Annotated in this window: 15 protein-coding genes; 13 read left to right on the top strand and 2 right to left on the bottom strand. The window is 45.1% G+C overall.

Going from position 1 to position 15,310, the window contains the following annotated elements; all coding sequences use genetic code 11:
• Positions 1-93: 93 nt before the first annotated feature.
• The 3 genes from NSS82_RS25575 (at position 94) to NSS82_RS25565 (ending at position 2,792) form a co-directional block, all read left to right on the top strand.
• Positions 94-588, top strand: a complete 495-nt coding sequence (locus NSS82_RS25575) for an RNA polymerase sigma factor (protein WP_326058533.1) — start codon at positions 94-96, stop codon at positions 586-588.
• Positions 585-1,703, top strand: coding sequence for a hypothetical protein (locus NSS82_RS25570; RefSeq protein WP_076272404.1), 1,119 nt, complete (start codon positions 585-587; stop codon positions 1,701-1,703). The genes NSS82_RS25575 and NSS82_RS25570 overlap by 4 nt, the downstream gene beginning before the upstream one ends.
• 72 nt (positions 1,704-1,775) lie before the next feature.
• Complete coding sequence (locus NSS82_RS25565; protein WP_036677540.1) at positions 1,776-2,792, top strand: LacI family DNA-binding transcriptional regulator; 1,017 nt, start codon at positions 1,776-1,778, stop codon at positions 2,790-2,792.
• Between the two features lie 476 nt (positions 2,793-3,268).
• Here NSS82_RS25565 and NSS82_RS25560 read toward each other — a convergent pair whose 3' ends face one another.
• On the bottom strand, positions 3,269-4,219 hold the full coding sequence (locus NSS82_RS25560) for a sugar kinase (RefSeq protein ID WP_036677538.1): 951 nt from the start codon (positions 4,217-4,219) through the stop codon (positions 3,269-3,271).
• 345 nt (positions 4,220-4,564) lie between these two features.
• Between NSS82_RS25560 and NSS82_RS25555 the strand changes: the two genes are divergently transcribed.
• From NSS82_RS25555 to NSS82_RS25530, 6 genes are all read left to right on the top strand, one after another.
• On the top strand, positions 4,565-5,206 hold the full coding sequence (locus tag NSS82_RS25555) for a bifunctional 2-keto-4-hydroxyglutarate aldolase/2-keto-3-deoxy-6-phosphogluconate aldolase (RefSeq protein ID WP_036677536.1): 642 nt from the start codon (positions 4,565-4,567) through the stop codon (positions 5,204-5,206).
• A gap of 238 nt (positions 5,207-5,444) precedes the next feature.
• Positions 5,445-5,681 carry a hypothetical protein gene (locus tag NSS82_RS25550; protein WP_038572950.1) on the top strand — a complete coding sequence of 79 codons (237 nt, stop codon included), beginning with the start codon at positions 5,445-5,447 and terminating at the stop codon, positions 5,679-5,681.
• 308 nt (positions 5,682-5,989) lie between these two features.
• Positions 5,990-6,538, top strand: a complete 549-nt coding sequence (locus tag NSS82_RS25545; protein ID WP_036677530.1) for an RNA polymerase sigma factor — start codon at positions 5,990-5,992, stop codon at positions 6,536-6,538.
• The gene (locus NSS82_RS25540) at positions 6,535-7,797 is read left to right on the top strand and encodes an anti-sigma factor family protein (RefSeq protein ID WP_076272405.1); all 1,263 of its coding nucleotides are present in this window, start codon (positions 6,535-6,537) and stop codon (positions 7,795-7,797) included. The genes NSS82_RS25545 and NSS82_RS25540 overlap by 4 nt, the downstream gene beginning before the upstream one ends.
• A gap of 276 nt (positions 7,798-8,073) precedes the next feature.
• Entirely contained in the window at positions 8,074-9,093 is a 1,020-nt protein-coding gene (gene holA / locus NSS82_RS25535) for a DNA polymerase III subunit delta (RefSeq protein WP_036677525.1), read from the top strand.
• A 36-nt stretch (positions 9,094-9,129) separates the two neighbouring features.
• Positions 9,130-9,630, top strand: coding sequence for a hypothetical protein (locus NSS82_RS25530; protein ID WP_036677523.1), 501 nt, complete (start codon positions 9,130-9,132; stop codon positions 9,628-9,630).
• A gap of 158 nt (positions 9,631-9,788) precedes the next feature.
• On the opposite strand, the gene rpsT is transcribed toward NSS82_RS25530, so the two are convergent.
• Positions 9,789-10,061, bottom strand: coding sequence for a 30S ribosomal protein S20 (gene rpsT / locus NSS82_RS25525; RefSeq protein ID WP_036677521.1), 273 nt, complete (start codon positions 10,059-10,061; stop codon positions 9,789-9,791).
• Between the two features lie 240 nt (positions 10,062-10,301).
• Between rpsT and gpr the strand changes: the two genes are divergently transcribed.
• The 4 genes from gpr to lepA all read left to right on the top strand — a co-directional run bounded on the left by gpr (position 10,302) and on the right by lepA (position 15,276).
• The gene (gene gpr, locus NSS82_RS25520) at positions 10,302-11,303 is read left to right on the top strand and encodes a GPR endopeptidase (protein WP_036677518.1); all 1,002 of its coding nucleotides are present in this window, start codon (positions 10,302-10,304) and stop codon (positions 11,301-11,303) included.
• A 156-nt stretch (positions 11,304-11,459) separates the two neighbouring features.
• A complete protein-coding gene (locus NSS82_RS25515; RefSeq protein ID WP_036677516.1) occupies positions 11,460-12,800 on the top strand; it encodes a stage II sporulation protein P in 1,341 nt (446 codons plus the stop codon).
• Between the two features lie 35 nt (positions 12,801-12,835).
• On the top strand, positions 12,836-13,321 hold the full coding sequence (locus NSS82_RS25510) for a hypothetical protein (protein ID WP_036677514.1): 486 nt from the start codon (positions 12,836-12,838) through the stop codon (positions 13,319-13,321).
• Positions 13,322-13,461: 140 nt separating this feature from the next.
• Positions 13,462-15,276: a translation elongation factor 4 gene (gene lepA / locus NSS82_RS25505; protein ID WP_036677511.1), complete on the top strand. Its 1,815-nt coding sequence runs from the start codon at positions 13,462-13,464 to the stop codon at positions 15,274-15,276.
• The last annotated feature ends 34 nt before the right edge of the window (positions 15,277-15,310 follow it).

Raw genomic sequence — 15,310 nt, 5'->3', positions numbered from 1 at the left:
ACTTTTTCAAGTTTGGAAAGTCTTATTAGGCAAGGGGTGAGGCGAAACATGCTAAGCGAAGATATACCATATACAGCAGCGTACGCGCCCGCAATGAGTTTGCGGGAAATGATGGAGGCGCATGGCTCGGATGTGTGGAATTATGCTTTTTTCTTAACTAGAAGTCGAGAGCAGGCAAATGATATCAGCCAAGAAGTATTTTTGAAGGCGTATAAGAATGTTGGGAAATACCGGGGTCAATCTTCGATGAAAACCTGGCTGCTTACAATTACCAGAAATACGGCCTTCAGTTGGAGCAAAAATAGCTTTTGGCGCAGATTCATAGCTTTGGGCGATCAACCTACTACTGTTAATGCTCCTTCTGCGGAAAAAGAAGCTCTCGGCAATCAGTATGCGAACCGTATCTGGGAAATTATTATGACCCTTCCAGAGAAGAACAGAGAGGTGCTTGTGCTAGATATTCAACATGGATTATCCATTGCCGAAATGTCAGATTTGCTGAATGTAGCACAAGGAACCGTGAAATCTCGGCTCGCGCGGGCGAGAGAGAAGGTTAAAGAGGCTATCCAGAAGGAGGAGAGGGAATGAAACGCAACGCGGATGATAGTAATCCAGTGATGATCGGGCAGACGGATTGGTATGCGGAAGCAGGCAAAAGACCTTTCATTGAAGATGGTTTCACGCCTGAGTTAATGATGCGGATCGAACAGGCTGCTGTGAATAAAAGTTCAGGTTACAAACGTTATTGGATGAATAAAAATGTGCTTCTAACCAGTCTGGCTACGGTTTTGTTGATAGGTGCGCTTACCTTGCCTATGGGTGTATGGAAAAACACAGGGCCAATCCATTCGCCATCCGTTCAGTCACAAGGCGCAGGCATACTGCCTTCTTCTAGTTCTGCAACTAATGATAAAGCGTTAGAGCCTCCGACAAGTCCAGTAGAATTTGAGATTAGCGGTAAGAAATACTACATGCCTTTGCCAATGAACAGAGATAAGAGCAAAGCGTATGCCGTTGAGACAACAGCGGGAATTCTTTGGTCGCCGCCACCCCCGATGGTTGACTACAAGAAGCCAAAGTACACACATCCTACAGAACCGTTCACTCTTTACCTGAGCTCTAAGGACCAGACGGAGCTATCGGCTTCTTCGGCTACTAGGATTTATACTTTTCCTCTTTATGGGGGAGGGGCAAGTACGTATCAATATTTGAGTGGATTTTTTGGAGCAGGCGATTACGTCCTGTTAATTTCCTTCAAAATGACTCTTGGTGTAGGAATGTATGAGGATGTTAAATTTTCAATGCTTAATGTTAAAAAAGCAGCGGCGGGAGAATCTGTAGTTCCAATAGCGCTTGCATCCTTCGATAATACACTTTTAGAATACAAGTCATTAATCGCTGTTGATAAGGAGCATGGACAACTCGTACTTAGTTACTTAGAATATGCAGGGGATAAAAAGTACAAAGAGAAAACCGTACTTTATGATATGGAGACCATGAGCATTCCAACACCTGCTACAGCAATTGGTTTTAAAGAGATTAAGGGAGAAACATTAATTATGGATTATAAAGTGGGTGGGGAACAACGTAAAGCGGATATTCTTACGAAAGCTGGATTGGGGTGGCTGGATGAGAATTGGGCTTTTTTATCCGAAGAGCAGCAAAATAAGCTTTATATGGATTATATGAACAATACTCCCTAGTAGATAAATCACTAAATAAAAGCTATACTTTTTGATAAAGTATTTTCTTTTGAGAAGAGTGGAGCCGAAGCGATGAAGAAGTTAACGATTGATGATGTGGCTCAAAAAGCGGGAGTTTCGAAAAGTACGGTCTCCCAATTTTTGAACAAACGTTTTAAATATATGAGTGAAGCGACGAAAAACCGGATTGAGGCAGTAATTGAGGAGCTTAATTATCAGCCGAATGGTCTGGCGCGCAGTCTGAAGCAGAATCGGACGCATATGGTCGGGATCATCGTAGCCAATATTGACTATACGCTGTCAATCCAATGTATCCGGGCGATTGAGAATGAGCTGCAGCATCACGGAATCCAAGTGATCATATGCAACGCGGATGAGAATGCGGAGAAAGAAAGCAAGTATGTAGAAACCTTAATCGCACGTCAGGTGGACGGGCTGATTATTTTTCCTACAGGGAATAACCCGTCTGCCTATAGCAGGCTGATAGAGGCTGATTTTCCGCTAGTCTTTATGGATCGTCTGGTAGATGGAATCACCACGCAGAGTCTATTGCTGGACAATGAAATGGCGGCAAAGATAGGCGTAGGGCAGCTAATACAGCAAGGTCATGAGCGGATTGCTCTGGTGTCCCTCCCAATTGGGGAGCATGCGATTACCCCTCGGAAAGAGCGGATTAGTGGCTACAAAAAAGCGATGGAAGAAGCGGGCATAACGCTGCGTGAGGAGTATATTTGCAGTGTATCCAAAGAGGAATTAGCTTCGGGGCTGGAACACTTATTAGCACTGCCGGAGCCGCCGACAGCGTTGCTGGCTACGAACGACATCACACTAGCGGAAATTCTGAAATATGCGAATCGAAATGCCATCTCTATTCCAGAACAGTTGTCGGTCATCGGGATAGATGATGCGGAATTCGCGCAAATATATAATCCGGTCATTACGACAATCCGACAGCCTGCTTACGAGATGGGGATGCAGGCTGCCAAGATTATACTCTCTTGTATCGAGGATAAGGGAGCTTCTGTTCCAATTACATATCGTTTCCCGCCGACCTTGCAGCAAGGGCAGTCGGTGAAGTCTTACAAATAAGTTCGAACTATAAAAAGGGGAGTGCCCAGCAGCTATTTCTTAGCTTGTTGAGCACTCCCCCTTTTATTGGACCTAACTTTATCTAAACACTAAACTTGGGTTTGATTGAGTAATATTTTCGCGCAGGAAGTCGCTATCGGACTCAGCTGATCTTATAAGCAGTATAATCCCATATTTGGAGTACTATCGGACCCCATCGCAGTTATCGGCATGGAAAACATGCTAAATGCCCTTTTTCATAAGGAATAGCGTCACTGGAGTCCGAAACTACGCCGCAAAGGTAAAAAAATCGCAAATAGCGTCTTCTGGGTCCGAAAGCCCCAGGGGTACGTGATTACACTGCTGAAGCATAGCAATAGCATAGCAATAGCATAGCAGTAGCAATAGCAATAGCATAGCCATAGCAGCCAATCAGCGACCCAAAAAGCAGAGCAGCGCTCCTCCAATAACGGAGAATCGCTGCTCTTTTGCGATTATTAGACTTCTTGTTGCATAAACTTCGCAAGTTCCTCACGGGTGGGAAGTCCGTCCATATCGCCTGGCGACATGACGGCTAACGCACCGATCGCATTGCCGCGTTTGACGGCCTCAGCAATCGGAAGCTTTTCCAGCATCGCACTGATTACGCCAACCGCAAATCCATCACCTGCACCCACCGTATCAACAACCTGCTCCACCTTGAATCCGTCCACGTAACCTTCCCCAGCAGAGGATTTATAGTAAGCGCCTTCAGGGCCAAGCTTGATGACGACTAAGCTTACGCCACGCTCCAGGTAATAGTCAGCAATCTCTTCGGGTGTGCTCAGTCCGGTAAGGATTTTACCTTCACCGAGCCCCGGCAGGAACCAGTCGCAGCGTGTAGCCAGATCATTAATGGTACTCACCATTGTTTCTGTATCCGGCCATAAGCTAGGACGCAGATTAGGATCCAGAGAGATCGTCTTTCCTTTACTCTTCATAAATTCCATAGCGTGAATAGAAAATTCAAGACAGTTCTTGGACAAAGCGGCGGAGATACTTGTAACATGCAGATGTCCTGCGGAATTGAAGTAGGCCTCGTCAAAATCCTCCAGACTAAGCGTGGAGGCTGCGGAGTTTTTGCGGAAGTATTCGACCTTTGGATCGCCGGTAACCACTTTCGATTTGATAAGCATACCTGTTGAATACTCTTTAGTAAAAGTAATATTGTCCGTATTAATGTTCTCATTCTTCATCGCCTGAGCAATGAATGTGCCAAAGTTATCTTCGCCAAGCTTCGTAACATAACCTGTAGGATGATTCAAACGCGACAAGCCTGTAGCCACGTTGCTTTCTGCACCTGCTAATGCTTTGGAGAACGAAAATACTTCATGCAGAGGACCGGCCTCATTCGCATAAAACATCGCCATCGGCTCCCCGAAAGTGACGGCATCCAGCTGTTTACTCATTTTTAGTTCCTCCTAGGGTAATGATTTTATCCCAGTATAATGATTTGTAATTTGAAATTATCACATAAATCGGTTTTGTACAATAAAATAATGATTGTTAACCAAAAAACTTTTTTCGTAAAAAGAAAATAATGTTTCCATAAACCCTTGTTTTATAAAGGTTTTTCTTAGATTTTATTACTTATTTCCCTCTGATGTAATAAAAATGTATTGACTGTTAATCGTATTGTTATTACTATTTCCTTATAGAACAAAACGCAATAATTAGTAAATTTAATAAAATAGTTTATCTAAAAAAGTATTTCCTGTTTATCTATGATCGTCCAAGAGAAAGGGAGTCTACTGATGAAGAAAATGAAAGTATTACAGAATGTGGCATCCGTCGGGGTTGTAGCGGTTATTCGAGCAGAAAGTGCTGAGGAAGCTTTTAAGATGTCCGTTGCTTGTATAGAAGGCGGTCTAAATAATATTGAGGTAACTTTTACTACACCAGACGCGGACGTGGCGATTAAGAGATTGGTTGCAGAGTACGGGAGTCGTGCGGTGATTGGCGCCGGAACTGTCTTGGACCCATTAACAGCTAGAATAGCCATTCTTGCAGGTTCAGAGTTTGTCGTTAGTCCCTCTTTTGAAGTGGAGACAGCTAAGATGTGTAATCTTTACGGCATTCCCTATATGCCTGGTTGCATGACATTAAATGAAATGAAGGAAGCGTTGAAGTACGGCGTGGATGTGCTTAAACTGTTCCCTGGCAGTGCTTTCGGTCCGGATTATGTAAAAGCGGTTAAAGGTCCTATGCCACATGTGAATATTATGCCGACCGGTGGCGTGGATTTGAACAATATGGAGAAGTGGATTGCAAACGGCTGCATGGCTGTGGGCATTGGGGGGAATTTGACTGCACCGGCGAAGAATGGCCGATACGATCAGATTACCGATCTTGCTGCCCAATATGTGGCGAAGTTTAAAGAGATAAAAGGGATTTAATGTATAGTTCGAACGAAGATTGAAATCCAGATTCGCGTTTTTATTTATAGGCTGTGTGGCTGACAGATGTTGGCCATGCAGCCTTTTTATGTTGATTTTCTTTGAGCTGTCCATATTCCTTTTATTCTATGCTTTTTAGAAAGTATAGAATCGGGATAAAGATAATAAACTATATAATAGAAGAGTAGTGATACATGGACTGAACGTCAGGATCTATTATCCAGCCGGGAGTGAGTATATGCCTGCTTATAATGACAAAAAGCTGTATCAAGCAGCGGATGAAGATGATGCTGAGTACGTAGAAATTGAGTCGGCATTCCATGGTTGTAAGGTGACGGAAGGGCAGATCTACAGATTAGAGCGCAATTACAATAACCCTCAATTATTTGAGAATGGAGAAGCCTATGTGGTGGATGATGAGACTAGGGAAAACTACGCGGTCTTCATGCTCTGCAAAATTGCGCTCTATAAATAGAGTTTCTTGCCCGATTCCGGAGGGTAATATTTAAGACAGACGGCTTCATTTCCGACAAGGGGATAGGCCGTTTCTTTTGATGTCATTTTTGTTACTAAGATAGTGAAAAAGAGTATTTGAATGATTGTTGTTTCCCCTGTATGCTTAGTAGGAATTATTGGCTGTGCAATGCGGGATAACGCGTTGTAACGGCTGGCTTAACATGACGTTCTAAGAAAAGTTTGGTATTCTAAAAATATTAATTACACGGTTGCAACAAATTCGCAGTCTTGCGCGTCAGTAAGATTGCATAGAGAGGGGGAACCTTCGTGGTGGAGCAGGGACTCATCAGAGCCGCTCAAGCGGGCGATCGCGACGCTCTAATCACCCTATTGCGAGAAATTGAAGGACATGTATATAAAACGGCCTTCTACATTTTGCATAATGAACAAGATGCGTTAGATGCATCTCAGGAAGCCTTGATCCGGGTTTATACAAAAATCGGCTCATATGAGGAGAAGGCCCAGTTCAAAACGTGGGTTCAGCGAATCGTCACTAACATTTGCATTGATAAATTCAGAAGAACTAAACCTACAGTTTCTATTGATGAACATGAAATGGTGTTTCAGGATAAACACAATGTGGAACGTGAGGTTCTATCCTCTTATTTAGCTGAGGATATACGTGAAGCAATTGATCAATTGCCCGAGCATCATCGGACAGTCATCGTCCTGCGCTATTTACAGGATTTTTCTTACAACGAGATTGCAGATTGTCTGGATTTGCCCTTGAATACAGTGAAATCATACTTATTTCGGGCTAGACAGCAACTGCAGAATAGACTTCAGGAGTACCAGAAAGGTGGTGTATCGGGATGAAATGCGCGGAGGTGATGGAATGGATGCACCGCTATTTAGACAAAGATTTGAGTCAAGATGAGATTATTGAAATGTTCCGTCATATCGATAATTGTCCTTCCTGCGCGGAAGTCTTTGAGCGCCTGACACTTCTCTCCAATGAATTGGAGCAGTTGCCAGACGTGAAACCCCCGTTTAGTCTGGTTGACTCTATTTTACCTCAGCTTGCAGAATTGGATCGAAGCAGTCGTGAACAAAGTGCTGTGAGATCTGAGGAGCCGGTTGTTGTCCCATTTTCACGTGAAAGCTCCCGCGGTAAACCTGCCAAGGGAACCTCTATAGCAACACGGACAGGCATTGGAGCTATTGCAGCTGCCGTTCTATTAGGGATCGCAATATTTAATATGCCCGATAAAATGCCTGGGGCAGAAGTAGAACAAAGGATGCAGGATAGTGCTAAAACAGCCAGCGATGATACTAAGGATACAGCAATGGAATCGCAAGCTTCTATTACTGCTAACTCTGATGGAGCTTCTCCTGCCGCTGGTGGAGAGAACGAGGGCGCTGCGCAGTTTAAGACGGATGCACCGGAGATGAACGAAGATAACGCCGCTTTAGATAGAGCGACGGGACCAGTGGACCCTGCCTCGATGCCAAGTGCACCGGCGGATGCAGCTGATGCGGGAGCGGGAGCTGGAGGGCGGTCGATCACTGAACCGCCTCAAAGCGCAGATCCTAAACCGACAGAGAAGATTGCTCCGCCAAGGCAGGATGTCGCCACGAAATCTCAAAATTCAGATTCTAGCAACGCCAGTAGCAATCAGCTAAAGGTGGATAATAAGGAGCAAACTGCTGATATGAATTCAGACAGCGCAGCCGATTCTGCTCCGCTGATGGAGGATTCTTTAAAGATTCCTTATGACTACGGACGGGAAGTTATGAGCTTAAGCAGTTCTGAAGATCCTAATGTGCAGACTTGGACTTCTCCTGATGGTCAGTATGCTATAGAATTTGTTGGGTTGCAGCTTGTAATTTATAAGAAGTCGCCAGAGGGCTCAGCGGAAGAACGGTTAGCCGTAAACTCTTATCCGCTCGAAGGAAATTGGATTTCTGGTGAATGGTCCGCGGACAGCTCGAAGTTTACGTACGTGACTGAAAAAGATGGTGTGAATGTAACCAAGGTGTTCACTGTACAGGAAGCAGCTACTGCTTCTTCAAGTCCGGCTGCATCCCCTGGAGCGACCCCAACGAACACTCCAACCTCATCTTCAACAAATTAAAGTGGGGTTGGAACTTTTTTCGAAGTTTCTGAATATACTATATCAACAGGACAGGAACTAGAAAGTATAGGTTTTGCAGAACATCGGTATGACCGCCGGATGTGGAGTTTCTAGAGCTTCGCACTCCGTCGTTTATATAGATGCGCCGCTTAAACGGAGAGGCTTTGGCCATGGCTGCCAGAGTTTCTCCGTTTTTGCATGCATTTTTGTAGTTTTTTTTGCTACAATAGAACTCTGGACAAAATGGGCTAGATGAATGGAAAAGGAAGTGGCGGGATGGATGCCAAAACGGCGATAAAAGAAATCAAACAAGGGAAGATCTCACCGTTGTATGTTTTATATGGCAGTGAGAAATTTCGAATGAATGAATTCACGGCACTGCTGGAAGAACAGCTGATTGCTAAAGAGGATCGTGATTTCGCAGTTATTCCCTTTGATCTCTCTGAGACGCCGGTGCAGGCTGTGGTAGAAGAAGCGGAGACTGTGCCATTTATGGTAGAACGTAAACTATTGCTGGTGCGGGATGCCTCGTTATTTACAGCGGGCAAAGAAAATGCCAAACTGGAGCATCGTATAGATCTTTTAAGTGACTATTTGCAGCATCCTGTAGACTTCAGTGTGATCGTCTTTATGGTGAATAATGATAAGCTGGATGAGCGTAAAAAAATTGTGAAGACTGTCAAATCAGTGGGCACAGTATTAGCCTTTAATCCGCTGGGAGCAGAAGAGCTGCTGCGCTGGGTGGAAAAAGGAATTCGTGAGCGTGGTTGTGTAATGGCACCTGGCACTGCAGAAATTCTTATAACGAATGCAGGCACCGGCTTGCAAGGTTTATCTGCAGAGATGGACAAGCTTTGTTTATTCGCTGGTAAGGGCGGCACTGTGGATGCGGGGGCCGTAGAGAGTCTGGTACATCGTGGAACAGAACAAAATGTGTTTACGCTTGTTGAGGATATCGCTAATCTGCGTCTTGATAAGGCGCTTGATACATTATATGAGCTGCTGAAGCAGCGTGAGGAACCGATCAAGATCGCAGCGCTGGTTGCGCGGCAGTTCCGCATTATTTTGCAGGTTAAGGATTTATCAGCACATAGTTATTCGCAGGGACAGATTGCGTCACAGATCGGATTGCATCCTTATGCGGTTAAGCTTGCTGGGGAGCAGGCCCATAAGTTCTCCAGTGAACGATTGCGGCAAATCTTAAGTGCATTGGCGGATCTGGATTATAAAATGAAAACAGGGGCTATAGACAAAGTGCTAGGGCTGGAGCTGTTCATGCTGCGTTTAGGTGTCTGAGCTAAGAAGGGAAAAAGTATTGGAGATGATCTGACTATGAAAAGAATATTTCAATATTCGGCACTGCTTTTACTCGTTCTACTAATTAGTTCCTGTGGCAAAACGGATACTAATTCATCGTCAGGATCTGCCTCTGAGTCGCCTGCGAATACGAATACGAATACGAATACCTCTGCAGATGCACCTTCTTATTTTGGTGAATGGAGTGTACAAAGTATAGTAGGTTCTACACCTGTCTCGGCAGCGGAGGATGAAAAGCTTATTGGAATGCGAGTAACTTATTCGATAGAAAAAGCATCTTTTGATAAAGATGAAATTATGAGCCCTGAATATAAGGAAGAGAACATCACTAAGGATGACTTTTTTAACGAATACAGAAATGAATTAAGTGACCTTGGGATCGAAACGGAATCGGTTAAGACGGTATCTATAAATAATTGGACGAATCCCGGCAGCAGTTTTATTGTTAAAGACGATCAAACGATGATTTTCTTATGGGATGGTAACTATTATGAAATGAAAAAAGAGAAAAAATAAATGAAAGAAGACCGCCTCTCTAAGGTGGTCTTCTTTCATTTAACACACATCTCTTAAAAGTAACTAACACTACTTATTATTAATTAATAGACACAAAAAAACCTAACCGTATGAAGCATAGCGGTCAGGTTCTTCAATTGCTCATTATGAATGTCGTCTTAGGCTTGAGCCGTAAGAGCGTTCAATTTCTTCGCCAAGCGGGATTTTTTGCGGGCAGCCGCATTTTTATGAACCAGACCTTTACTTACGGCCTTGTCCAGCTTTTTGGAAGCAGCTAGGAAAGCAGCTTGAGCAGTTTCTACTTCCGTACCAGTCAGAGCTACATCAGCAGTTTTCACAGCTGTACGAAGCGCGGATTTTTGGGAAGCATTCAGTGCACGGCGTTTTTCGTTCGTGTTTACGCGTTTAACCGCGGATTTAATATTTGGCATTGCATTCACCTCCTGTAAGACATTCGAAATCATTATCAAATGATTCACAACTTAAAATAGTTTAGCATGACCGGTAGCAAAAAGCAATACTTAAAGCTTTCAAATTAAACCTCCTTATCCTGCATAAACATTGGCTTTCTCTCGCACACTATCGACAAAAGAGCATAGGCAGAAGCTTGCCAAATGAGGATGAACTCATGGAAGTGTATGCTTACAAAACTTTTAGGAGGCTGGTACACAATGGAACCGGATCTGCAGCTATATTCTGTGCGCACCGATTTGGCGTTAGAGGCAAAGGAAATGGCTCAAGGCCCACAACGAACGCCAATCCCTGGTGTGAACGAAGAAGTGGAAGAGTCTGATGGGATTAAAGTGACCCGTCTTGGTGTAGCTAATGCTGCCGGATCACAGGCAATAGGACGCGCAATTGGCAACTATGTAACCCTTGAGGTACCCGCTCTGCGTGGCGGAGATACAGGCTTGCAGCAAAAGGTGGCAGAAGTTTTTGCCCGCGAATTTGAGGACTTTTTGATCAGAATTGGGATTGGCAAGGATGCATCTGTGTTGATTGTTGGTCTTGGTAACTGGAATGTTACACCGGATTCACTGGGTCCTTTAGTGGTGGAGAACTCACTCATTACACGGCAGTTCTATGAGCTGGTTCCGGATCAGATCTCCCCTGGTTATCGTAAGGTGAGCGCTATTGCTCCTGGAGTGCTTGGGCTGACTGGAATTGAGTCGAGTGAGGTCGTGCAGGGAATCGTGGATCGCACGAAACCTGAGCTTATTATCGCCATAGATGCGTTGGCATCCCGGTCACTGGAGCGTATCAATACGACGATTCAAATTGCCGACATTGGGATCCATCCCGGTTCGGGGATTGGCAACAAGCGACGTGGATTGACCCAAGAAATTCTGGGTGTTCCTTGTATCGCAATCGGAGTGCCCACTGTCTGCTATGCATCAACTATTGTGAATAATGTGCTGGAGATGATGAAAAATCACTTCGGGCAAGGAGCAAACCATACTAAGGAAATCATGGGAATGCTGGACGATATCTCTGAGCAGGAACGCTTGTCATTAGTGAAGGAAGTGCTTGAACCCCTGGGGCACGATTTGATCGTCACTCCCAAGGAAATCGATGAATTTATTGAAGGGATCGCGAATATCGTGGCCAGTGGTTTGAATGCGGCTTTACATGATGCGGTTGATCCTGAGAATGTTGGCGCGTATACCCACTAACTGAATTATGGTTTGTTAAGCCCGGCGGGATGCTGAATTAAGGTATCCTGTACGGGCTTTATGTCTATTCTCTCATTTTCGGTTCTAGTATTGCTCTTGCACTCATAGATTTGGAGTATAAGAGATTACAGAGGGCTGGAGGAGGACATAACTACAATGAATAAAAAATGGTTTCAGCTTTGGAACATCGGCCGTTTAAGGGGAAAAATGCTGGATGTTTTATCGCTGGGGAGAACGATGCTGCTGTTGGCCGGAGGTTCACTAGTATTTTTTATGCTGCTTGGAGCCGGTGGATTGGCCGGACAGAAGCTTAGCTCTTCACCCATTCCTTCAATGAAGGGGCTTGCCGCCTCCCTGTCTAGTGGTTTTTTCATGGAGCTGCTGGGGATGGAGGTGCCGCATTTACCGCAGGGTAAAGAGCCATCCGCTTTTTCAGGTGAAAAGGTAACTTCTTTCGTATTTCAGTTGCTGACCAGCGTGAATCCAGGTGACCCTAAGAGTCTAGTCTCTCGTGAAGTGCCGGGGATGGCGGCGGATGATCCATTTCTTTTGCGGAAAGGTTCAGGTGGATCTACAGGAGCACCAGTGGATTATCATCCTGGGACTGATGAGCTGGCTGAGGGTAGTGGAGATGCGGAAACTTCTGTTCCGGACGAAGGGGACAAGCAAGAAGATGTTACAACACAGCAGCCTGAAGCGACGGTTGCACCATCTCCTGATCCATCAGCGGCGGAGGAAGGGACGGATAAGAGTAATCCGCAAAGCGGCACAGACAGCACTAAGGATACCTCGATCAAACGGATTCTAATCTATCATTCACATCCTAGAGAAGCCTACAATCCTCTGTTAGGGGCAGCAAATGAAAATCCCAGCTCCGGAGTTTCAACTAAAAATGTAATGCTGGTAGGATCATATATTACGAAAAGACTGGAACAGCTCGGGATTGGTACGGTTCATGCCAAAGAAGATTTTCCGACCAAAGTCACCGACTATAACTGGAACTTTTCCTATAAATATTCCCGGATCTTGGTTAAATCAGCACTCAGCGCAAATGAGGAAATGGATAGTTTTATCGACATTCACCGTGATTCGCAGCGTCATAGCAAAACAACAGCTGTTATTGACGGGAAAAGCTATGCACAGGTCTATTTTATCATTGGACATGCAAATAAAGACTGGAAGAAGAACGAAGAGTTTGCCAATAAGATTCATCAACAGCTTGAAAAGAATTACCCGGGAATATCTCGTGGGATATGGGGAAAAGCTGCGGGTAAAGGCAACAACGGAGAGTACAATCAGACCCTGTCTCCCAATAGTGTTTTGATTGAAGTGGGCGGAATTGATAACTCGGCTGAGGAATTAAAGCGGACGGCTGATATTTTGGCAGATGCTATCGCTGATGTGTACTGGAGCAGTCATGACGCTCAGAAGGTGAACGCACCTGAAAAAGTGGCGAATCCCACTACAACACCAAAGAAATCAAACGGAGCTTCGTAAAATAAATTACCAAGGATCAAAAAGGAGTGGTGTACATGTCGCGTTTCGGAAAAAAACTGGTTATGGTTGGGATTTGGGCAGGGATTGGCATCCTCTTAGGGATGCAGTTCGGCGGAAGCGGTGGGTCAACAGTCTCTAAGATTCTACCCGGCTGGAATGCCAGCCCGACTACGCAGACCAGTCAAGTAACAGGCATGCAGCCACAGCCACAACTGCAAAAGAATGGTGTGACACAGGGTGGGCAGACTTATGTATATGTGCCAATGGTAATCGATCCTGTCACAGGTGCATATACGGCTGTTTCTCCTTTGCCTCAAAATAGCAATACAACGCCAGCCGCAGATCCTCCTCAGCAAGTTGTGGATGATTATAGTACGAAATCTCCGGAGCAAATTCTAATTCCTGAGGAGCAAAAGCCTACAGTCGATGTTCTGGCAGATAAGACGGCAGGTCTCTTGCAGCAGGCTTCCCAGAAGGGAATCCGCTGGGTAGTTTCATTGTTCGCTTCAGCAGAAAATTAACAGCAAATTTAGAAGAAACGGTTATTTCACGGGATCGTGTATAGCTGTTTCTTTTGTTTTGGGCCAGCGCGGGATTGATGGAGTAAGCTTGTACTGTTATAATAAGTGGATTAATATCAGGCTGTCTGTGGGGGTAAGGAATGACTGACGTTCAGAAAAGACAACAACAAATTCGCAATTTCTCGATTATTGCACATATAGACCATGGTAAATCGACACTAGCTGACCGCATTTTGGAATACACGGGGGCACTAACCACGCGTGAAATGCAGGAACAGGTACTCGATCAGATGGATCTGGAGCGCGAACGTGGTATCACAATAAAGCTGCAAGCCGTGCGTTTAACCTATCGTGCAGACGATGGTGTAGAGTATTATCTCAACTTGATTGATACACCGGGGCACGTCGATTTCACCTATGAAGTTTCCCGCAGTCTTGCAGCATGTGAAGGCGCACTGCTGGTCGTGGATGCGGCTCAAGGAATTGAAGCACAGACGCTGGCCAATGTGTATTTAGCACTGGATAACAACTTGGAAATCCTACCTGTGCTCAACAAAATTGATTTGCCAAACGCTGACCCTGACCGGGTAAAGCAGGAGATTGAGGATGTTATCGGGCTGGATACCAGTGAAGCGGTTATGGCATCTGCCAAAGCCGGTATCGGAATCAAGGAAATTCTGGAGCAGGTGGTGAAGCAGGTTCCTGCGCCATCCGGTAATTCAGAAGAGCCGCTTAAAGCATTGATCTTTGACTCTCACTACGATCCTTACAAAGGCGTTATCGTCTATGTGCGCGTAATGGACGGGAAGATCCGTGCGGGTTCGAAGATTAAGATGATGGCAACTGAGAAGACCTTCGAGGTCATTGAAGTTGGCGCATTTATGCCGCGTATGACCATTGTCGATGAATTGAACATCGGTGATGTTGGCTTTATCGTAGCTGGGATCAAGCATGTTGGAGATACCCGTGTCGGTGATACTGTCACTGACGCAAAGAATCCTACTGCTGAGCCGCTTCCGGGTTACCGTAAGATCAACCCGATGGTATATTGCGGGTTGTATCCGATTGAGACCTCCGATTATAACGATCTTCGTGAGGCTTTGGAGAAACTCCAGCTAAATGATGCTTCGCTAAGCTTTGAGCCGGAAAGCTCAAGCGCGCTTGGATTTGGTTTCCGTTGCGGTTTCCTTGGACTCTTGCATATGGAGATCATTCAAGAGCGGATTGAGCGCGAGTTCAATCTGCCGCTAATCACAACAGCGCCGAGTGTTATTTACCGAATTATGCTGACCAATGGCGAAATGATCCAAATCGACAACCCGTCACATTATCCGGAGATCGGTACGATTGACTACATTGAAGAGCCGTATGTTAAAGCAGCGATCATTGTGCCTAACGACTTCGTGGGTACTGTAATGGAGCTGTGCCAGAACAAACGCGGCGAGTTCGTAAATATGGAATATCTAGATACTAATCGTGTAACGATTACGTACGAGATTCCGCTGTCAGAGATCGTTTATGATTTCTTTGATCAGTTGAAATCCGGTACGAAAGGATATGCTTCTTACGACTATGAAATTTGCGGATACCGTCGTTCGAATCTGGTCAAGATGGATATCTTGCTTAACAATGAGCAGGTCGATGCCTTGTCCTTTATCGTTCACCGCGATCGTGCCTACAACCGCGGACGTATCATTTGTGAGAAATTACGTGGGATTATCCCTCGTCAAATGTTCGAAGTGCCAATTCAAGCCTCTGTGGGTACGAAGGTAGTTGCGCGTGAAACCGTTAAGGCGATGCGCAAAAACGTACTTGCTAAATGTTACGGCGGTGATATTTCCCGTAAACGGAAGCTGCTTGAGAAGCAAAAAGAAGGTAAGAAACGCATGAAGCAAGTGGGTAGTGTAGAAGTACCACAAGAAGCGTTTATGGCAGTACTGAAGATCGACGAGTAAAAAATAGGTAGAGCCGGGAGAATATCCCGGCTCT

Origin of the sequence: Paenibacillus sp. FSL H7-0735 (assembly GCF_038008505.1) — a bacterium.
GTDB lineage: Bacteria > Bacillota > Bacilli > Paenibacillales > Paenibacillaceae > Paenibacillus_AQ > Paenibacillus_AQ odorifer.
The sequence above is the reverse complement of the archived record's forward strand: the minus strand, read 5'-3'. Positions and strand labels throughout refer to the sequence as shown.